This is a genomic window from Metabacillus sp. YM-086 (assembly GCF_048059995.1).
GTDB lineage: Bacteria > Bacillota > Bacilli > Bacillales > Bacillaceae > Metabacillus > Metabacillus litoralis_B.
In genome coordinates, this window is sequence record NZ_JBLUOI010000026.1 from 1 (window position 1) to 19,611 (window position 19,611).

Annotated in this window: 21 protein-coding genes; 19 read left to right on the forward strand and 2 right to left on the reverse strand. The window is 33.4% G+C overall.

What is annotated here, in order from left to right:
* The first annotated feature begins 72 nt into the window (after positions 1 to 72).
* From ACEWK1_RS12645 to ACEWK1_RS12705, 13 genes are all read left to right on the forward strand, one after another.
* Positions 73 to 768 (forward strand): hypothetical protein, encoded by a 696-nt coding sequence (locus ACEWK1_RS12645; RefSeq protein ID WP_212137965.1) that lies wholly within the window; start codon positions 73 to 75, stop codon positions 766 to 768.
* A gap of 298 nt (positions 769 to 1,066) precedes the next feature.
* Positions 1,067 to 2,647 (forward strand): LXG domain-containing protein, encoded by a 1,581-nt coding sequence (locus ACEWK1_RS12650; protein ID WP_231309840.1) that lies wholly within the window; start codon positions 1,067 to 1,069, stop codon positions 2,645 to 2,647.
* 16 nt (positions 2,648 to 2,663) lie between these two features.
* Positions 2,664 to 2,969 carry a hypothetical protein gene (locus tag ACEWK1_RS12655; RefSeq protein ID WP_212137967.1) on the forward strand — a complete coding sequence of 102 codons (306 nt, stop codon included), beginning with the start codon at positions 2,664 to 2,666 and terminating at the stop codon, positions 2,967 to 2,969.
* 1,120 nt (positions 2,970 to 4,089) lie between these two features.
* Positions 4,090 to 5,211: a hypothetical protein gene (locus tag ACEWK1_RS12660; RefSeq protein ID WP_231309841.1), complete on the forward strand. Its 1,122-nt coding sequence runs from the start codon at positions 4,090 to 4,092 to the stop codon at positions 5,209 to 5,211.
* A gap of 666 nt (positions 5,212 to 5,877) precedes the next feature.
* Positions 5,878 to 6,249 (forward strand): hypothetical protein, encoded by a 372-nt coding sequence (locus ACEWK1_RS12665; protein ID WP_212137968.1) that lies wholly within the window; start codon positions 5,878 to 5,880, stop codon positions 6,247 to 6,249.
* A 75-nt stretch (positions 6,250 to 6,324) separates the two neighbouring features.
* On the forward strand, positions 6,325 to 6,894 hold the full coding sequence (locus tag ACEWK1_RS12670) for a hypothetical protein (protein WP_212137969.1): 570 nt from the start codon (positions 6,325 to 6,327) through the stop codon (positions 6,892 to 6,894).
* A gap of 118 nt (positions 6,895 to 7,012) precedes the next feature.
* Positions 7,013 to 7,276 carry a hypothetical protein gene (locus ACEWK1_RS12675; RefSeq protein WP_212137970.1) on the forward strand — a complete coding sequence of 88 codons (264 nt, stop codon included), beginning with the start codon at positions 7,013 to 7,015 and terminating at the stop codon, positions 7,274 to 7,276.
* 204 nt (positions 7,277 to 7,480) lie between these two features.
* The gene (locus ACEWK1_RS12680) at positions 7,481 to 8,311 is read left to right on the forward strand and encodes a Rad52/Rad22 family DNA repair protein (RefSeq protein WP_212137971.1); all 831 of its coding nucleotides are present in this window, start codon (positions 7,481 to 7,483) and stop codon (positions 8,309 to 8,311) included.
* Between the two features lie 28 nt (positions 8,312 to 8,339).
* Entirely contained in the window at positions 8,340 to 8,822 is a 483-nt protein-coding gene (locus ACEWK1_RS12685; RefSeq protein ID WP_212137972.1) for a single-stranded DNA-binding protein, read from the forward strand.
* A 67-nt stretch (positions 8,823 to 8,889) separates the two neighbouring features.
* The gene (locus ACEWK1_RS12690; RefSeq protein WP_212137973.1) at positions 8,890 to 9,135 is read left to right on the forward strand and encodes a hypothetical protein; all 246 of its coding nucleotides are present in this window, start codon (positions 8,890 to 8,892) and stop codon (positions 9,133 to 9,135) included.
* 188 nt (positions 9,136 to 9,323) lie between these two features.
* The gene (locus ACEWK1_RS12695; RefSeq protein ID WP_212137974.1) at positions 9,324 to 9,731 is read left to right on the forward strand and encodes a hypothetical protein; all 408 of its coding nucleotides are present in this window, start codon (positions 9,324 to 9,326) and stop codon (positions 9,729 to 9,731) included.
* 46 nt (positions 9,732 to 9,777) lie between these two features.
* Positions 9,778 to 10,035 (forward strand): hypothetical protein, encoded by a 258-nt coding sequence (locus tag ACEWK1_RS12700; RefSeq protein ID WP_212137975.1) that lies wholly within the window; start codon positions 9,778 to 9,780, stop codon positions 10,033 to 10,035.
* 82 nt (positions 10,036 to 10,117) lie between these two features.
* Positions 10,118 to 10,960, forward strand: coding sequence for an ArdC-like ssDNA-binding domain-containing protein (locus ACEWK1_RS12705; RefSeq protein WP_212137976.1), 843 nt, complete (start codon positions 10,118 to 10,120; stop codon positions 10,958 to 10,960).
* Positions 10,961 to 11,001: 41 nt separating this feature from the next.
* Here the strand turns inward: ACEWK1_RS12705 and ACEWK1_RS12710 are convergent, their stop codons facing one another.
* Entirely contained in the window at positions 11,002 to 11,247 is a 246-nt protein-coding gene (locus ACEWK1_RS12710) for a hypothetical protein (protein WP_212137977.1), read from the reverse strand.
* Positions 11,248 to 11,272: 25 nt separating this feature from the next.
* Positions 11,273 to 11,797: a hypothetical protein gene (locus ACEWK1_RS12715; RefSeq protein WP_212137978.1), complete on the reverse strand. Its 525-nt coding sequence runs from the start codon at positions 11,795 to 11,797 to the stop codon at positions 11,273 to 11,275.
* Positions 11,798 to 12,053: 256 nt separating this feature from the next.
* Here ACEWK1_RS12715 and ACEWK1_RS12720 point away from each other — a divergent pair, with 256 nt between their 5' ends.
* From ACEWK1_RS12720 to ACEWK1_RS12745, 6 genes are all read left to right on the forward strand, one after another.
* Positions 12,054 to 12,443 carry a hypothetical protein gene (locus ACEWK1_RS12720; RefSeq protein WP_212137979.1) on the forward strand — a complete coding sequence of 130 codons (390 nt, stop codon included), beginning with the start codon at positions 12,054 to 12,056 and terminating at the stop codon, positions 12,441 to 12,443.
* Between the two features lie 65 nt (positions 12,444 to 12,508).
* Entirely contained in the window at positions 12,509 to 12,814 is a 306-nt protein-coding gene (locus ACEWK1_RS12725; protein ID WP_212137980.1) for a PrgI family mobile element protein, read from the forward strand.
* 3 nt (positions 12,815 to 12,817) lie between these two features.
* Positions 12,818 to 13,702 (forward strand): hypothetical protein, encoded by an 885-nt coding sequence (locus ACEWK1_RS12730; protein ID WP_212137981.1) that lies wholly within the window; start codon positions 12,818 to 12,820, stop codon positions 13,700 to 13,702.
* Positions 13,689 to 15,830, forward strand: a complete 2,142-nt coding sequence (locus tag ACEWK1_RS12735) for a VirB4 family type IV secretion system protein (RefSeq protein WP_212137982.1) — start codon at positions 13,689 to 13,691, stop codon at positions 15,828 to 15,830. The genes ACEWK1_RS12730 and ACEWK1_RS12735 overlap by 14 nt, the downstream gene beginning before the upstream one ends.
* Positions 15,827 to 18,181, forward strand: coding sequence for a hypothetical protein (locus tag ACEWK1_RS12740; RefSeq protein WP_212137983.1), 2,355 nt, complete (start codon positions 15,827 to 15,829; stop codon positions 18,179 to 18,181). Before ACEWK1_RS12735 ends, ACEWK1_RS12740 begins: the two co-directional genes overlap by 4 nt.
* 22 nt (positions 18,182 to 18,203) lie before the next feature.
* Complete coding sequence (locus ACEWK1_RS12745; RefSeq protein WP_212137984.1) at positions 18,204 to 19,346, forward strand: hypothetical protein; 1,143 nt, start codon at positions 18,204 to 18,206, stop codon at positions 19,344 to 19,346.
* The last annotated feature ends 265 nt before the right edge of the window (positions 19,347 to 19,611 follow it).

Genomic DNA, 19,611 nt, shown 5'->3' on the forward strand with positions numbered 1-19,611 from the left:
CAAATTTGAAAATTTAAGGGTGCTGATTCATAATAAGCTGAAAATTCCTCAATGAAAGAAGGTGTAGCTGATTTGATTGATATACTAACGAATTTAATCCAAGATAAAACTTTGGATATTTATCCGCATTTTAAAGATTTTTGCCTTTTTAAAGAAAAGGGACTTAGGAAAGATGCCTTTAGATCGCTTAACCTTTTTATTAATGAGGCAGAGGCCTGGCAGGCTAAACAGAAAAAGGAATTTGCTCACTGGCTTTTTAAATTGTTTGAGGAATCAGTGGATATACAGGATGTACTAGTACATCCACTTGAGGAAAACATACTAAAACCAATTCTTGATGAGTGGTTGTATGAAAATCCAATAGACCCTCAACCATATAGATGGTACGGTTTATTCTTAAAAACAGAAAACCATTTAAAGTACCTTGAAACGGCACTAAGAATTGGTGGAAAGAGTGAACAAAAAGTATTAATGGCAATCATTAACTATTATCTTAATTTCCTTAATTTTTCTTTTCACCACATTTCTGAGGATGCCTACCTTGGGGATATTTCAGAGGATCAAGACATTGTTTTGAAAATCGAAAACCTTTCTAAAGAAATCACAAATCTTGATAGTAGAAAGCATGTAGCTGAAAGTGTAAACTACTACAAAAATCTGTTAAGCGATTGGATTGCTTTTAAAAATGAGGGTAAAAAAGGTTTTCTTAAATGGTGTGCAGATAATGGTAAAGAATATGGATGGACTAACTCATATTATTATGACTAGTTAGTGATGATAATAATGTTATTCAACAATATGAAGCGCAAATGTGTAATAACATTTGCGTCTTTTTATGTGAAATTATTTAAATTATTGAGTATTTATATACAGGAACATAGTAGCACTACTTTGACAATTTAGTTAATATTTACCTTATTTTTCCTGAATCGTTCATTTATAATGCATAAGTATGTAAACAAGTAGCTATCTGAATTGTATCTTGAAAACGTGCTTGTTTGGGTGAAAGTTAGAAAGAGCGCACAAGGATTCAATTACGATATGAATGCACGGTTGAGGAGATGAGGTGGAGAAATTGAGAGTACTTGATTCACAGTCGCTAGTCGATACGATGGATCAACGATCAAATGATTACGCAAAACTACGATCACAGCTAGAAACCTTACAAAAAACGTTTCAAGTGATTGTCCAACTAGACTCATTTGTCGGGCAAGGTGCCGATGCGATAAAAGGGTTTTATAAGGCTCATACGGAAGTCATAGATGCCTTGTTTTTATTAATAGATTGTCAAATTGCGTTTTTTGAAGGAGTAAAGCATAAATTAGTCAGTGAAAAGTTAGGTGCAGATACGGTTGTACATAGCAGCTTTTTAGAAGATGAATTAAGTAAAAGTGAAAGACAAGCGGTCGATATGGTCGATCAATATAGAAGTGAACTAAATAGCATCTTCCAAAAAATAAATGATATACTTTCCTTACAAGTATTTTCCACCTCAGACTTTCAGGCAAACATGGAAGAAGCACAAATGAATAGAGAAAAAACAATTGAAGCTGTTGAGAGGGTAGATCAAGAATTACTCAATGAATATATGTATTCCATCTATGAACAGGACAATGTACGAGCCTTGTTTCAGGCGTTACAAGATGCCACTTCAACAGGAGTAAGAATACAACCAATTTCGTTTGATGCAGAAGCTTTTCGTACGAGTGAAATCTATCAGCTTCAAGGAGGAGTAAAGTTTCATACGGATAACTACCTTCGGCTAAAACATAAAGAGCTTGAGAAAATTGGAATCCAAACCAATACAAGATACGAAGCTAATGGGAATCATGATGAGTTTAATTTGGCTGAGTTCTCTGGTTATCATGATTTACTTCGTGCCAGATACGGATTTGATCCAGTAACTGGATTAGAGCTGAGATTAGATGAACGATTGAATTATGCATTGTTAAATTATATTAGGTTTGGTTCTAGACCTGCCGTGGAAGATAGAGAAAACTATGAAACTGTTGAACTCACAAAAATTCCTCTTACAAAAGAAGAATTTGAAGCAATTCAAGAGGAACCCGTAGAAATTGTAGAGGTAATTGATGATGCAAAAGGAGAAAACTCTGGTGACTATTATGTATACGGAAATGGTTTAATCATCAGAGTATATGGGAATGTTTTTGAGAAAGTAAATAAGATACCACCGGATACACAAGGTGTTGCAAAAGGATTAGATACCTTTTTTGAAGGAACCCCTTTAGCAATACTAGAAACTGTAGTAAGTCCGAAGAATATCATTAAAAAGTTAATAAACAACATTGTAAAAAAACAAGTAAGTAAAGGTGCTTCTAAGCTTATTGTAAAACCCATTTCAAATATGAATGAGTTTTTTGATATGGAATTTGGAAAATCAGTAAGTAACTCCTTATCTAAATCTAAAGTAAAGTACGATGGACAATCGATTTATAAGGTAGAAAAGAAAACTGATAACCAGTATCTGAAAAAGGGTTATGGAGTTTATCTTGACGCATTACACAAAGACCATTTAGAAGTAATAGATAAGACAGGGAATGTGAAGTATGTCTTGAATTTAGATGGTACTTTAAACCCTGATAAGACTAAAAAAGCACTTGGACGAGTAGTTAAGGGATGGAAATAAGGGAGGTGGAATTAATATGGATAAAAAGTTAGAAGGAATATTAGACATATTAGTTAAACTAAATTCAAGTATTAATGTTGTAAATACAGAAGATTTAGATGAACAGTACGAGAACCTTGAAGATTTTAGAATATTAGCTAGAGATTTAGATATTATATTAAACAACTTTGATTCATTAGATAAGAACGATGGTGATGAAATAGAGAAAATGTTATTTGAACTTCATAGAATTATAACGACGTTTGAATGGCATTTCTCAGAAATCAGTGATTTAAACACAACAATATTAAAAGTTTATAAAGACAAAATCAATAACGTCTAGTAATGAGTAAGCCTTATATGAGTTTTATTTTTTTAAATAGGCTTTTATTAGGACATCTTCAGCAATTAAAGCGCGATTGTTGAAGATGATTCACTAGAAAATGATCAAAGTTTTTTATAAAAGAATAAACCGATAAAATCCTATAAGAGTATGTTTTGATCAACCTTTTTTCAAAACATACTCTTTTTATTTGCTTTTATGTCAAGATTATTAGTATCAATTTGATTAAAAATTTTTTTAAAGCAACACCTTGTGAAATATAGAGCCTGTTTTGATCAATACGTGTTTTCGATCAAACTTTTTTATAACCCAACAGATGCACAATTGTGAATCAATGACGCTTCCTTGCTCCAATGTGCATGCACAGAATGAAATTGTGCATGCACAAGGTGAAATTAGTGACGTTACCTTGCTCCAATGTGCACAGAAAAAAATTTACTGACGTTTGCTTGCTCCAATGTGCACAAATGTGAACTACTGACGTTACCTTGCTCGTATCAATAATTATTTGTTGAAAAAACCTTGATTTACCAACCTTTTAGGTACTTTTTTTGTGCACAATAGGATTATAAAATGTCTTTAATATAAACAAGAGTTAACAATATATCATTTAAGTACTATCAAGATGTCTTTATGCACCTGCACAATTGTGAATTAATGACGTTTCCTTGCACATAAATACTACTAATAAAATTTATATATATGACGTTAACATGCACAATTTATAGTCTCCAATTCTCTAAAACCCTTGATATATCAACAATATCTCAGTTATTTCTGTGCACATACTGATGAAGCTATGACGTTAACATGCTCGAATGTGCACGAATAAATGACGTTTGAGTGAACATAAATTTTTTCGACTTTTTTTTCAAACCCTTGATACGTACAGTTTCAAAGGCTGTGCATCTTTGTGCACAAGTCCTTAATTAAGAAGGGAATTTTGTGCACAACCGATTTGCTATAATACTGCATATTAGTAAATATTTCTACAAATGGTTACTAAATTCTAATGACAGACTAATTTAATTAGCCGATAGAATATATATGATAGACATTTACTATAAGCAAAGATTTAAACAGCTCTATCATCAAGTCACTACATAAAGGAGGTATGAACATGTCTATGGGAAAGATTAAAATTGATGGATTTAGAATGCACCAACATATTCTAGATGAATTCAGATATATTAAAGATCAATCCTTTGATAAGCCTACTGCCTCTGCATATGTAGTCTATTTAACTATGCTAAAACAAATGCACATTGAAAACAATCCAAGAGGGATTTTGAAAGAATATAACTTATCATACTGGGCTAAAAAGTTAGACATTCCTTATACCTCATTGTATGGTGGGAAAAAGTTTCTAGAGAAGTACCATTTTGTTAAAGAAGAGATCCAAAACGATTTACCAGTTTTGGTATTGAAAGATGTTGAAAAATTAAATACTCCCGAAAGAGAAGGCGTAAAATTAAACTACCTTCTTGTTCCGCACGCTCTTTTTGACACAAACATTTTGGCGGAGTTTGTACGTACTTCTAATCCAGAAGGTATTGAACTGCTATTATCTCTTTTTAACCAGTTTAGAACCAGTATGTCTAACAGAGGGATGATCTCACTAGATAAATTAAAGCAATCTCGAAAAATGTCCACCTTAAAAAAGAAGCTTAATAAAAAAGCCAAAGATGTTCGAAAAGTACTTGAGATTCTTGAAGCTCTTTTTGATATTGAATTTGAAGGTCTTTCTTATCGTAAAGAGCAGGTTTGGATTAAAAAGATCAACTTCTCTTTAAAACCTGAATGTGTAATTGAAGATACTGATGAGTTTGAAGTAAATCGTTTATTAGCACAATTTTCACAAGAACTTACATATCGTTTAGATGAACTGCAAATTAAATATAAAGCTCGTGATAAGAAAGATATAATGATCGCTTTTAAACAAGAAGTAGTGTCATTTCTTTACCATTTAATCGACGAGGATGATAATAGTTACAAATACAGAGATAAATGGTTGAGATCCTTCTTCCTAAATACGCTTGATAGCGTGGTTGAACATATACACCGGGAAAAAGAGCGATTAGGTCACTTTAAGCTATATACAATTGGTGGTTTCTTTAGAAAAGTGTTTAGAAAGCAGTTCAAAAATGCTATTAAAGATATTCCATACGAATATATCCATGATGCAAAAATACGCGAATTCCAACTAACTGGAAGTAAACCGCTGCTTTCTACTATAATTTAAAATAGCCAGCCTAGTGAAATTGAAAAAATCCAATTTCTACTAGGCTTTTTGACGTTACCTAAAAAACTATTACTTATAAGCATAATCGGGGTTCAGGATAAATCTATCAACTATATCAATTTTTTATCCTTTTTTTATGGAAACTATTTACGAATGTTTACCTGTTAATATGTTAATATTGAATACTAACTTGTGTATATGTTGAAATAATGTAAATTTGCCTCTTGATATGTAAACAATTTAAATATAAGTATGTTAACATGTGTTTTTAACGAGGTTAATCTAGTTAATATGTTATAAATACGATATATAACTTCTAGCTAACCCTCGAAAACTCTTTATTTACAAGGGTTTTCTCTACCTTTTTTATATTTGCTTATTATTATTTGTATTTTTTATTATTACTGTTCTTTTTTATTAATATATGTTTCTTTTACTTTTATATGATATTTAACAATGGAAATAGTAATAAAGTAAGTAATAGTATCTAAATTGATTTAAGAATATATCTTTGATAGACTGTATAGGTAAAGTTTCCAAGATGCTCAAATGAGCCTTAAATAGAAGATATAAGCCCTATGGGTGGTATAGACAAATACAGTCTGCCCCATAGGGCTTTTTTGTGTTTTGGAAGCTCTATTTATACACATTTTAGGAGGAATCAAGGTGAATTCAGAAATTAATAAAATTGAAGATCGAAAACGAAAGCTATCAACACTATCTAATGGAATTTGGTATTACATTACAGCAGGAAGTAATCATTCAAATTTGATTACAGGTATTAAATTAGATGATGAAAGTATTTTTATAAAATATATAGGTGGTGACTTTGAAGGAACTCCGTTTACTTTTTCATTTAAGCTTAGTAAAGCTGCTATGGATGAAATGTGGAAATATGAATTTAATACACTATATAACGGTAGCATTGATCTAAAAGTTATTGATCTTGATTGGGTAAGTGATATTGCAACAATTCCCTATACTTTATTAAATGACTTATCAATTTCTCCTAAATATACAAATCATATCGAAGGGTAAAAATATAATTACCAAAGGCAATAGGATTATCCTTTGCCTTTTCTTTTTATTAAGGATACCAGGAGGGATTTTATGATGAATAAAACATTTAGAATTGAGGATAGAGTTTATTTTGCTACATCTGCAAGAAAAGATGAAATAGAAATTATAAAAAAGGTTAGACCAGCTAATCTATTAGTATCTTTTGCATTATGGAGAGAAAAACATAAGGACAAATGTTTAAAGAAAGATCTCATTCAAAAAATTGGTTATACACCTAAAAGTAAAATTGTAGATAGTGGAGCATTTACGTTTGGAAACATTGATATAGGAATAGAAGAAATTATTGAAACCTATAAAGAAATGATAGAGGAAGATGGAAAGGAGTTTACTTTTGAAGAATTTTCTTGGTGGTGGTTCAATGAGTTTCCAGAAATGGAATATTGTGAGGATAAAAATCAATTTCTCCTTTTTGAACAATATATTAATTTTATCCTTGCCAATCAAAAGTATATAGATTATTGTATCGCATTTGATACAATGGGTAGCAATGAAACGGGATTATTAACATTTAAAGTGATGCAATCTCTTGGTTTAAATGTTATACCTGTGTATCAAGCAGCAACTTTTCTTGGTAGAAAAGGTGATACAAAATCGGGATTTTGATGTGCTTAAATATTATACAGACCACACACAATATATCGCTATTGGAGGGACTGCTATATCGAGAATTAAAGGATATACTAAAAAATTTCGTATTAAAATCATACGAGAGATAATGGAAATGTATCCTAATCGTCATTTTTCATTTACTTGGTACTCTTGCCCTTATATAATTGAAGCTTGTCCAGATTTATATTCAATCGATGGACAAGCTTGGCTAGTTAAAGTAAATGATAGAAAACAAAAACTATTGTTGTCAGAGAAGAAAATTGAAGGGAAGATCGAGTATATCAGGTCAAAGAAGACTGATTTAAATCTATTTAATTTTCATTATGATCATTCTAATTTTGAAACTCTATTAGCGATAAAACCTTCATTTACATAAGTGTTAATATAAAAAAACAGTTGTGTTGTAGTATATATAATAATTTGATAGACTAATTATATAAAGTTTTCTTTTTGCTCTATAATGAGCCTTGTATTGAAGTGTTAAGCCCTATGGGTGGTATTTTCTCTAAGAGGAAGTATGCCTATAGGGCTTTTTTGCATTTCTAGAAAGCTTTATTACACATTTTAGGAGGATGAAAGAATGGAAACACTTGATGTAAAGAAGGCTGGAAAAGAGTTAGCTGCACCTTTTGCTCCAGATGAAATTGAGTGGAGAGTATCGCGAGTTAGTGTTAACAGTCGAGGGCCGCAAGCTATAGTTGTACCTTATGTTTCTTCGAGAGCTATCCAAAATAGATTTGACAATGTAGTTGGATGGGATCGATGGGAAAATAAAATTCAACAATTACCGAATGGTGCATTTATTCAATCAATTAGTATTAGGATAGGTGAGAATCAAACAATTACAAAGTGTGATGGAGCTGATCCTACAAATTTTGAGGAAACCAAAGGAGGAATTTCTTCGGCATTAAAGCGTACCGCTGTGCTTTTTGGAGTGGGGAGGTACTTATATAACCTTAATGAAGTTTGGGTTGAAGTACACGAGAAAAGAAAAACCGATAGAGATATCTATACATACCACAAGGATAAGAAAGATCAATCTAAAGATGTTAGAGGTTACTTTACTCCTCCCACATTACCAAATTGGGCATTACCAGAGGGCTTTGGACATGAGCAGTCCCCGTCTAGAAATGACTTGTCATCTCAAAAACACCACAATCAACAATCTAATACAGTACCAGCTGGCATGGTTGAATGTATTTTCAAAGATATGGTGGAGAAACAATATGACGACGGAGTAGTTTATGAGATTTGCTTTGAACAAGGTGGTCAAATTTGCGTGATCTATGCGATAGGCAAAATGGCTGAGGAAATCAAAAAATTACAATTGAAACCAGAGGATAGAGTTGCTATATCTTCTGAAGAACATCGAGGACAATGGGTACTTAATAACGTTGTAAAAGTAGGTTAATAAATTACTAAACTTGGAGGAATCATATATGTGGAATACATTTGAACTAATCGGGAATTTAACAAAAAAACCAGTGCTTCGAAAAACGAACTCAGGAATTCCTGTGACAAATTTAGATATTGCTCATAATTACTGGGTAGGAGAAGAGAAAAGAACTGATTATCTGCAGGTAACTTTATGGAAAGACAATGCTGTTAATGCATGTAAGTATCTTGATACAGGTAGACAAGTTTTCGTTAACGGAACAATTAAACCTGTAAAACAAGAGATCAGTAATAAAAAGTATACGTTTAATGAACTTCATGCAGAATCTGTAAAGTACTTAGGCAGCAATAATCAAGGTAACAGTAATAATCAAAATAATTCTTCTGACCAACAAGGTCAACTAAACAGTTACCAGGAAGATAATTATACACAAGTAGGTAATAATCCATTTCAAAGAGGTAATGAGAACCAGAATTATAGTTCTAACCCTTTTGAGCAAAGAAATACAAACCCGTTTGGAAGATGATTTAAAAACGAGAAAGGAGTAGCTTTTAGCTGCTCCTTTTTATATTTTTTTATAGGAGGAAGGATTTATGTCTAAAAACGAAGAATTACAATTAATAGGTGCTGCTAAACTAATGGAAGATTTATTCTTAAATGGTATCTATCAAAGAAGGAAAAGTTCTAAAGAGTTCCTTGACCAACTAAAGCATACTATGAGAAAAACATTCTCTAATTATGAAACAAGAAGAAATGAATTTCATGGTATTGTGGCCAAGCCAAGTTTGTTAGAGATCCCATTTATAAAACTGATACTGTTGCATTTAAAGGGCTTTTAAATGATATAGGAATACTACATAAAGTAGTTAAACTGAAGTATTCGTTCATAAAAAATGATGAGGATCTAGTTGATTTACTTGCAGACTATTCTTATCCGAAAGAATTTTATGCTCAAATTTATTTAAATAAAAAAGGCAAAAATGAAGTCGTTAAAAGAGAATTCCTATTCGATACATCATTAGAAGGTATGGCAGAATTATTCAAATCTGAAAAAAAGAATTTTGATAGGTTGGAAGAAAAATATCGTAATACTTTACTAGATATAGAAAAATGTCCTATGCTTAAACAAGCTGGAACTCTAAAATGTAATTATGGAACTATTAAACTTAGGGAGAAAGATGTTGTTTATGATGTAGAATCTATCTTTAAAGAATTTGGCTCACATTTCTTATTGGAGTATGGACAAATATCTATGGAGAAAGTAGAAGAATATATAATCAAGGGTTTCTTATCAAACAAAGAAATAGAGAAGTTTAGGAAGTTAGTAGATATTCCTTTGAAGTTCTTTGTAATGGATATTGAAACAGAACGAAAGAGTATGGAAACCTACCAGTACATTTCAATGCAAAAAGCACAAGCTAAACGCTATGCTTAGTATCTTTGTGAGGAATGTAGAAGGATAAGTTAGTAAGGGGGATGACATGCCGACTGAAATTACTAAAAAGGCAGATTTCTTTTATATTCTCGTAGATTATGGTGACAAGGGACCTTATCTTATGATGAAAGTAGATAAGAACAGTCATTATTTTAAGACAATTGGGGAGTATAAAGATTTAAGTGAGTTTGATCCTATACAGGCTAAAACTATGCTAGATGAAGGTGTTAAATTCTTTAAAGAGGCTCGTAATGCTGTAGACTATTACTTTAAACAGCTAGGTATCGGGGAAGAAAACAAATAAATTTTACACTTTAGGAAGACTTTTTTTATGCTGAGGCATATGAAAGGTCTTTTTTTATTGCACATTTTTAGGAGGAAATATAATGAAAAATACAAAAACGAAGGTTAATCGTCAAAAAAAAGTGAAAGAAGCTTTTGATTTAGTGAAAAAAGGTGCTGTAGAGATTGCTAAAAATTCTAACTTTCAACGATTCTTAAAATTTTCCTCTTCATTCCACAATTACTCTTTTAGAAATCAACTATTGATATGGATTCAAAAACCAAGTGCTACTTTTGTTGCTGGATTTGAAACATGGAAAAAAAGAGGAAGGTATGTGAAAAAAGGAGAGAAGGGGATTATGATTTTATCTCCTATGAAGATCACCAGAAAAAAAGATGAGCATGAGGAAGATGAAGAATTTATGTTATATCGTCCAATATATGTTTTTGATATATCTCAAACAGAAGGAGAACCCATCCCTTCTATTGGTGAATATGTAAAAACCTTAAATGGAGAAACGGATCTTTATGAAAAAATCAAAACTATAAGCCCGTTTCCTGTAACAGAAACTATAGACTGTAAGGGTGCTGATGGTTATTACCGTATTAAGGAAAAGGATATATTCATAGATTCTAAAAATTCTACGTCTCATAAGTTATTGACTCTAATTCATGAGATGGGTCATGGCTTATTACATGCAGATAGAAATAACATTCCAAGTAAAGCAGTGAGAGAAATAGAAGCTGAATGTGTTGGGTTTGTGACCTGTCATGCTTTAGGTATAGACACATCTGAAAATTCTTTTGGGTATATTGCTTCTTATGGAAGAAGTAGGTCAGATGAATTAATTGATATAAGTAGAGATAGAATTAATAGGGCTGTACAGCGAATATTAGGAGATTTTGAGGATACTTATGTTGCAATAGAAGATAAAGAGCTTGAATAAAATAGAAAAAAACCAGATTTCTTGAGTAGAAGTCTGGTTTTTTAATTTATTAAAGCTGGGTGAAAATGTAAATGTTCATCGTGATAGCCTATATAGGTATAGTCAGTATTGAACTTTTCTTGAGATATTACTAGCTCAGGCTCCGTTTCGTCGTTTAAACAAACAAGTATATAATCTCTCCCTAGGAGATCATTAGAAAAACAGTAATAAAGCCTTTCTCCGCTTAGCTCTTTATATATATCCCATTTCTTTAGTACACTCTTGCTGAAAACAAATTCCATTTCCATGTATGACCTCTTCTCTAAAATGGTTTTACTTGACATGTGATAGTAAATCATATTCTGACATTTCAGGTAAACCATAATATTCTTTTGCATCTAGGTATAATTTTTGGCGATCTTCTTTTGTTGTTGAACTATACATATCTTCATACGACATATTGCCCTTTTCTGAGAGGTAATACATTGTAATCATCTTTGGATAGTTAGATACATCAAGGTAAAATCCGTTTATAAGTTTTTTTGAAAGATATCCAAAGTAAGGCAAATCTGTTCCAAATTCTTTAATAGCTCTCTTTTTAGCTTTTTTGATTTTATGATGTAAAGAAAAATCAAAGAATCCACCTGATAAGACAACAATAAAATAACCTAAGCTTATAATGATCCACAGCATTACCCATAAAAGAAATAGACCTTGTATTTGAAACCAAAATGAATCTCGAAATCTAGGCTCATTAGGTACAACACCAATATCTATCATAAAGTTCATGAATTCTGGAATCAAAGAAAATAAAAATAAACTTCCAAATATAATTCCTACACTTATTAATATTCTCATAGTATCACCTCTCAGACTTCTATTATTATACGTATAAATGTATAATATAGTGATAAACTAATTATACAGTATCATTTTACCTCATACAACAAATTCTGTAATAAAAGTGTTGTCATAAATGACCTTTTTTTGTATAATGAAGACAACTTAATATTTTCGCATTCATGCGATTATTTAGGCGGAAGACGCAAAATAATCCTTTTTAAAAGGGTTGTTTTGCGTCTTTTTTTTTCAAAAATTATATGGAGGTAAGTTTATGAAAGGATTTAGTATTAAAAAAATTGTTAAAGAGGTTGTTCCCTACGCCTTTGTATTCGCATATATGAGTACACTTATTTTCTTTACTGGTGTAGAGAGTGCTTCAGCGACTGTTCCGACGATTCCTGGTGGGTCTGGAGGTAGTGATGTGACTACTATCAATACTATCTTAACAGGATGGATTACTAATATTCGTATAATTGGAGCAGTAGTAATTGTTATTGCGATTGTTCTTGCTGCGATTATGATTGGTATTTCAATGGGAAATTCAGCTAAAAGAGCACTAGGTATTTCTGCTTTAGTTAGTGCAATAGTAGGAATAATTCTTGTTCTAAAAGCGCCTGACCTAGCAAACTATGTTATTACTCAATCTGGTAGTGGGAGCTAAACAATAATAGTATGACCTTACACTTCACTTGTAAGGTCTTTTTTTAAAGAGTAGGAGGAATTTATATGCGTACTAGAATGCCGTTTAATACTGAAGCGGAACGGAAAAGCATTAGAGGGGTTTCGTGGAGACAAGCAACTTACATTTTATTTGCTGCATTAGTTTACCTATCAATAGCTTCAGAGATTTTATTTTCAGGAAGATTCACATTTATTGTTGGATTTGTTCTTTGTGCATTGACTTTGCCAATAACAGCACCCTTTCTGATTTTGGCATTTTTAAAGAATGGAAAATCAGGATACTACTACGATCAACATCTTATATTTCTTGCGAAGTTTAAGAAATCTCAAACAGGTATCTGGAGGCAATAACAAATGTTAACTAATTTAATAATGATTGTACTAATAGGTCTTGTGGTATATTTCTTCGGTTATCCAATCATGGGAAAACCATATCCTTTTAACCCGTTTAAAAAACGAAAGTCTAAAAAGAATGTTAATTCAGGAAAAAAACGAGGAAGTGCTGCAAACACACAAGAACTTAAAGTGAACTTCCAAGAATTAATTGGAGTTAAAGGTATTCATGGTGAGGTAGTAGAGCTAAATGAAGCAGGTGAGAGCCGTCACTTTATAGGGTTAATTAAAACTGAATCAATTAACTATTTGCTTAGAAGTATGAGCGAACAACAAACGACTGATTTATCCTATGAGCAATTATTAGCGCAGCTTAACTTAGGGCCAGGTCGTGAAGTTAACGTAGGGATTCATATTCAATCGAGACCAATTGACTTGTCTGAACAATTAAAACCATACCAAGAGTCATTTGAACAATTAAATCCGATTGCACAGAGATATGGAGAAACGATGTTCTTTCCGTACATGGAATATTGGCAACAAACAGTAGATGAATTTGATTACCATACTTATTTTACTGTTGACCTTTATTACGACCAAAAGCTCTTAGAAGATCTAGATGAAGATTCAATTATTTTAAAGGTAAGAAATGAATTCAATCGAGTTGCTCAAATTATTGTACGTAACTATGCCAATATGGGCGGAAGAAGTAAGATCTGTTCTGAAAGACAGCTTTATGAGGCATTATATTTTTCAGTAAATAAACAAACAGGGAGCATTGAACATTTCAACCGTTTTATTGAGAAAGAAGGTATTTTATCACCATTTGTTATGGGGAAAGAATCAAAACCTAAAGTTAGATTTGAAGAATATGGAGAGGAGACAACAGAGTATGGGGCTATTTAAAAAGAAGAAGGCTTCATCGCCTGAATTAATAGAAGAACAAGATATAGAACAAGAAGAGAGGAGAGCAAGTAAAAAAGGGAAAAAAGCTAAAGAGGATTTACATGCTGTAGCAAGACAAAGTTATTTCGATAAAATTGGTTCAGCAGGTGTGCATTTTCCTGAACATGTTAAAGATCGTGCATACCAATGTGACCAAAGAGCAGGTGCAGAATATTCTTCTAGGTCCTACATTTTAGATTTTGGTAATACCTCTATATCTACAGGAGAATTAGAGACATTGTATCGTGCAGGAGCTAGTAATATAACGTTTCACCTTACTAAACTCACTAAAAACCAAGCGACTCGTAAATATAAGAATGCAGTTACAGACGAAGGTTCTCGTGTTATTCAAGCGAGAAAGTCAGGAAACGATATTGAGGAAAACGAAGCTCTAAAAGCAAGATCAAACGCAGAACGCCTGCTGGATGAGATTAGTGATGGTTACAATGATGGTTTCTTAGGTACAATGGTTGTTACGTTATTTGCAAAGGACGACAAGACCCTTGATAACATAGGAATGTTAATCCAAGATACCTTAGAACATAACGAACATAATCTGAGACCGTTGTACGCTCGCCAAAAGGATGGATGGTTATCAGCTCTACCATTCTCGGGTAATCGACTTACCGCAACAGTTGATAGAAGATTCTTTGATAGGACTTCAATTGTTGCTGCTTCTCCATTCTATTCTTCTAAAATTCCATTCAGCGGTGGTGTACCTGTTGGTGCGAATTTACACAATCAAAATATGGAATTTTTAAATGTATTTGCCCCTTACTTAGATAACTATTCTTCTCTTATAGTTGGTGCCTCTGGTTCTGGTAAATCATTCAGTAACAAGTATATTTCCAGTTCACAAGTATTACTAGGATATCGGATCTTTAGTATTGATCCTGATGGGGAGAATGGACCTATATGTGTACTTATGGGCGGAAAAGAGGTTGAGATACGTGAAGGTGGATCTTGTACAATTAATATTTGTGCTTTGACCGAAGAAGAAATTGAACAGACTTTACCAAATGGAAGAAGAGTTTCAAAAGTTATCGTACCAATAGGTTCAAAAGTCGGTAGATTAATAACGTTCTACAATAAGTTGTTAGATGGAATCTCTTCACTTGAAAAGGAATTATTAAAAAAAGCAATTATGGATGTAATTGAAGAATGGGGTATTACAGAGAATCCAGAATCACTGTATGAAAATGAAAAAACTCCAGTTAGATTATCAAATGGAGATATTACGTATAAAAAACAACGTAAACCTGAATTTACCCTATCTGATATCTATAAACAGATATTAAAGAATACAACCTTAGGTTATAATCTGCATGATTTTTCATATCAAGAAATTATTGATCCTGATGCGAGAAGATTAATTAAGGTATTAAGAGGATACCTAAGAGATCGACCAGATGGAAAAATTCTCGATGGTGAAACCCAGTTTAATGGAGAGAAAATCGATAACCTACTTGATGATATATGTTGGGTAAACTTTAACATGAAAGCTGTTGAAGGATCTGATATATACGACATTATCATGCATGTCCTTACCCTATTAGGATGGGAATACTTCGTTAAGAGGCCTTCTTTACGTAGATTTAAAAAACGCTTGAAGATCGAGGAAGCATGGAGAATGAAAAGAATTGATGGTGCTATGCAATTCGTAGAGGAATTAGCACGCCGTAGTCGTAAGTATCAGGCGGGTGTAGATATTATTACACAGGATTTAAATCCGTTCTTAGAAGATTCAGATGGACAAGCAGTTGTAAAGCAAGCAACAAGTGCATTGTTCCTTCGATTAGGTTCAGTTGATGATGAGGAAAAACGAAAATTGCAGTCAATTTTTAACTTGTCTGAGGGTGAACTACAAATCATTTGTCGTAAGCCTGCTGAATCAGAAGATTCCCAAACTAAAGGAGAAGGAATCCTTCGTGTTGGTGGATCTTCTGCATATGTAAAAGTACAAGTTAGTGATGAAATGCGTGGGTTTATTGATACTGATACGGACTATCTAATCAATAATGGTCTTCTGCCAGGCTTAGAAGAGTATGACAAGCAGGAAGAAGAAGTTAGAGAGGCGTCATTAGTATGACGCTAAATACACTTGAACAACAGTTAAAATCAGATAAGAATAGAAGAATTGCGTTCATTTTGATCCTATTGTTGATGTTCTTCCCTGGTTCAGCTGCACACGCTGCTGAAAGTAAGTGGTACGAAAAGCCGTTTGCTTTCATGTTTTCAAAACTATTTGAATGGATATTAGAGCCATTCATAGGACTACATGAACCCGCTTATTATATTTTCTATCAAGGAGCAGGGAAGATATGGGGATTGTATACACAGGAGCAGTATAACAGTGCTATATATAATGGATTTAACATGATGCTGTTTGTTGTTGGTTTCTTACTCTGTGGTGCTATTGTCATGATGGGGATTCAACATGGATATGCCAAATTTTCCTCAAGTATGAAATCCGATATAACAGATAATTTTTTGAAGGTTATTTTGGGAATTGTTTTACTTTTTCAGTTCTTCCCGCTTGTTAATTCATTTTTTACATTAAATCACTATTTTGTACAAATGTTCGAAACGGGTATTACTGATCCAGTTAGTCTAAGAGATTTAGGAGCTACTGTTTTGACTAGTCAAGATGGAAAAACAGCTGGTGAAAAGATTGAGTTTACTGACCTATCTTCTGGAGAAGGTGACAACTGGATAAAGGATGCTATCGTTTCCTTTTTCTCTCTAGGAGTTTCAATTTGGTTTAAAGCTTATTATATTCAACGCTTAATTATGATTAGCGGGTTAATACTTCTAGCACCTGTATGGATATCAACTATATTTTTTCCTAAGCTACAAGGTATTACAAGCTATGCTATGAAGGAGCTATGGGCACAAACAATTGCTCAAACAATTCATGCAGCAATATTTTGGTTGTATTTCTGGTTGTTTGATAGCAACACAGATTGGTTGACATATATTATTGCTTTATCTATCTTTATCCCAGTTTCAGAGTCGCTACGTTTTGCAATGGGGGCTACTTCTGAGAGTGGTGGAAAGTTAGCCATGATTGGTACTGCTGCCGGCTTTGGTTCTCTTATGCATGGAGCTAAAGCGGTAGGTGACATAAAGAATGGAGTTAAAAATGGTTATGCAGAGAGTAAAGGGTTATTTGAAGGATCTTCAGGGAAAGGAGGACAAAGCAGTAAAGGAAACGCTGGAATGTCTATGATGGCCATGAACAACGGAAAATCTGGAGGTGCAATGAATTCCTTAAACCCTATGATGGGAATGAATGAGGAGCGTCAATATGGAGGTGCTGTTCAAAACGTTAGTTCAAATCCTAGTAAATTCACTCAACGTATGAGAACGGTTGGGCATGTTGCAGGTGGGGTTGGATCAGCTATAGGGCGAATGGGAGGAAATGCAACTGGATTAGGTGTAAGTCCTTTTGGTCAACACATTATGGCTGAAGCGGGTGCCAATATGGGACAAAGTGCTGGATATGGTTCTGGAGTCGTTGGTTTTGGTGTCGGTAAAGGAATGACTGACAAAGCAAAGAACTTTGGTCAATCATTAAAAGGTAATTTTGAGGAAAATCCATTAATGACTCGTGAGCAATCTCGTGAGCAAAATATAAACCCATTGCAACAAGCTGGGCGTAATGTTGGAACTGTTGCAAGTAACCTTGGGAGAGCAACAGGTGATGCAATGGTTTCTCCCCAGTTTAGAAACAACCCACAGGCTCGTAGAGAAACTTTACAGCGTGCAGGTGGTGTCATGGGTGAAGCTCTTTATGGTCGAGGTATTGGCTATCAAATGGGGGCAGATGCTGCCACAAGTGTAATGGGTAAAGGTGTAGCAAATCCGCAACTTGGTAGACTTGATCAAGGCGCAGACTACTCAGTTGTTACAGAAAGGGATAGAAGTTATTTAGCTGAGAAAGGTCCAAACAATACTCTTACACCTATATCTAATTACGGTCCGGGAGATCCGAGTCTACCTAAAGATGCTAAGGTTATGCAGGATCATAAGATTACAACTAGTGATACGGGTGTTATAAGTATAAATCCTACTTCTGAAAAGTATGCTACACAACAAGTGCAAAGTCCTAATAATGGAAAAATGGACGTTCAAACATTTAAGGTTGATAATTCAGTGAAAACTCCACATGTTAGCACGTTTATCGACAGTAATACGTCAGAGGTAAATTCAAATGAACCACCAATTAGAACTAATTTGATTCCTAAAATAGATGAGCAACCTTTGCCTAATATGAATCAACAGGGTTCAATGCCAAATAAGAGTGAGAAAGTACCACCAACTCAACCGATAGTACCTAACAATAACCAAATTAATAAAGGGGATAACTCAACATTAATTCCTAACAAACCAATAGTTCCACCTACAAATAACAATAATTTCCCTCCTAAGAAAGATTGAGGTTATATAGATGGGGAATGCTTTGGAAAAAACGAAAGAAAATGCTAAGCAGTATGCCAAACAATATGCTAAACGAAAAGTTAAACAGTTAGTAAAGAAAGTAATTAGGAAAGTACTTTTAAAAGTTTTAAAGAAATTAGCTTTATATATAGGTAAACTTTTATTAAAGGCTTTCCTTAGTCTTGTAGCACTAATAGGAATACCAGGTACTATAGTATTTTTAGTTATTACTATTATCGGTGGTGCAATTTTAATAGTTGCTCCTAGTCTTGAATGGTTCGGTGATGATTCACCTATCACACCGGAAGAAGCAAAGAAACAGATTAATCAACTAATTCTAGATTCTAGTGAGTTAGAGCAATATAGACCTCCCTTTAAATTAGTTACTGCCATAGATGCAGTTAGAATATTAAAGGAAGATAAACAGCCTTGGGAAATTGATCCTGAACCAATTGTTAACGGGCTTGCACCAGATTTTGAATATGAAACCCATGAAGATACTTATGAGATAAAAAAGGTGATAGAAACCGAAGTAACCACCTACACTTATCCCAATATGGGAACCGAAGGATGTCAAACTAGGGAGGAAATTTCAAGTGCATTTTGTTCTGAAAGAGAGGAACATAAACATATTGAAACCGAAACAGTTATTGAAAAAGAAACTGTAAAGAGGGAATTTTTAAAATCCGCTCATGCTTGGAATACTCTTGATACTTTTTATTATAAAGAAGTTGATGTTAATGGAGAATTCTCAAAGCAAAGTGAGAACAAAGAAGGAAATACAAAAACGACTACTTATAAGCGGCTGGTTAAGGAGTGGCAACTCGATACTGTCAATAATATAAAGAATTACGAGAAGTTTGACAGTACAATTACGTCACTACAATTTAAAGATGATGATATCAATTTATTGGTAGCCTCTCTTATAGAAAATGGTATTCATATGGATAGATATACCGGATCTTATTTCGATGTCTTTATAGAAAATGGAATGGGTATGATGGTTCCACAAGAATATATGGAAATATATATAGCTGCTAATAAAAAATATGGAGTTGACTGGAATTATCTAGCGGCACATCATTTTATTGAAACTCGATTCTCAACTATGGACCCAATGATATCATACGTGGGAGCTGAAGGGCATATGCAGGTGCGACCATAAGGTCATATAAGAAATTTCCTCTAGCAAGGAGTAGGCAAGACTACAACGCCTATCACTACCAAACTTATCCGTGAGGGAAACCAAAATCGGGGAGTGTAGCATGTTTGGAAAGCTATAAGTTATCGAATCATCGCGATACGACTGAGTAGCGAAGTGAAAAGAGGTAAACGAGGATAAAAGCTAAACTGCCTTAATGACAGTCCGAGGGGATTATTGACCCACCTATGACGGAAGATGGTTATGTACGTCATATAACGAAACGAAT

Bases quoted from the DNA above. Each gene is read 5' to 3' on its own strand.
- ACEWK1_RS12655 (WP_212137967.1), top strand. From the start codon at position 2,664: ATGGATAAAAAGTTAGAAGGAATATTAGACATATTAGTTAAACTAAAT.
- ACEWK1_RS12660 (WP_231309841.1), top strand. From the start codon at position 4,090: ATGTCTATGGGAAAGATTAAAATTGATGGATTTAGAATGCACCAACAT.
- ACEWK1_RS12670 (WP_212137969.1), top strand. From the start codon at position 6,325: ATGAATAAAACATTTAGAATTGAGGATAGAGTTTATTTTGCTACATCT.
- ACEWK1_RS12675 (WP_212137970.1), top strand. From the start codon at position 7,013: ATGTATCCTAATCGTCATTTTTCATTTACTTGGTACTCTTGCCCTTAT.
- ACEWK1_RS12680 (WP_212137971.1), top strand. From the start codon at position 7,481: ATGGAAACACTTGATGTAAAGAAGGCTGGAAAAGAGTTAGCTGCACCT.
- ACEWK1_RS12685 (WP_212137972.1), top strand. From the start codon at position 8,340: ATGTGGAATACATTTGAACTAATCGGGAATTTAACAAAAAAACCAGTG.
- ACEWK1_RS12690 (WP_212137973.1), top strand. From the start codon at position 8,890: ATGTCTAAAAACGAAGAATTACAATTAATAGGTGCTGCTAAACTAATG.
- ACEWK1_RS12695 (WP_212137974.1), top strand. From the start codon at position 9,324: ATGGCAGAATTATTCAAATCTGAAAAAAAGAATTTTGATAGGTTGGAA.
- ACEWK1_RS12700 (WP_212137975.1), top strand. From the start codon at position 9,778: ATGCCGACTGAAATTACTAAAAAGGCAGATTTCTTTTATATTCTCGTA.
- ACEWK1_RS12705 (WP_212137976.1), top strand. From the start codon at position 10,118: ATGAAAAATACAAAAACGAAGGTTAATCGTCAAAAAAAAGTGAAAGAA.
- ACEWK1_RS12710 (WP_212137977.1), bottom strand. From the start codon at position 11,247: ATGGAAATGGAATTTGTTTTCAGCAAGAGTGTACTAAAGAAATGGGAT.
- ACEWK1_RS12715 (WP_212137978.1), bottom strand. From the start codon at position 11,797: ATGAGAATATTAATAAGTGTAGGAATTATATTTGGAAGTTTATTTTTA.
- ACEWK1_RS12720 (WP_212137979.1), top strand. From the start codon at position 12,054: ATGAAAGGATTTAGTATTAAAAAAATTGTTAAAGAGGTTGTTCCCTAC.
- ACEWK1_RS12725 (WP_212137980.1), top strand. From the start codon at position 12,509: ATGCGTACTAGAATGCCGTTTAATACTGAAGCGGAACGGAAAAGCATT.
- ACEWK1_RS12730 (WP_212137981.1), top strand. From the start codon at position 12,818: ATGTTAACTAATTTAATAATGATTGTACTAATAGGTCTTGTGGTATAT.
- ACEWK1_RS12735 (WP_212137982.1), top strand. From the start codon at position 13,689: ATGGGGCTATTTAAAAAGAAGAAGGCTTCATCGCCTGAATTAATAGAA.
- ACEWK1_RS12740 (WP_212137983.1), top strand. From the start codon at position 15,827: ATGACGCTAAATACACTTGAACAACAGTTAAAATCAGATAAGAATAGA.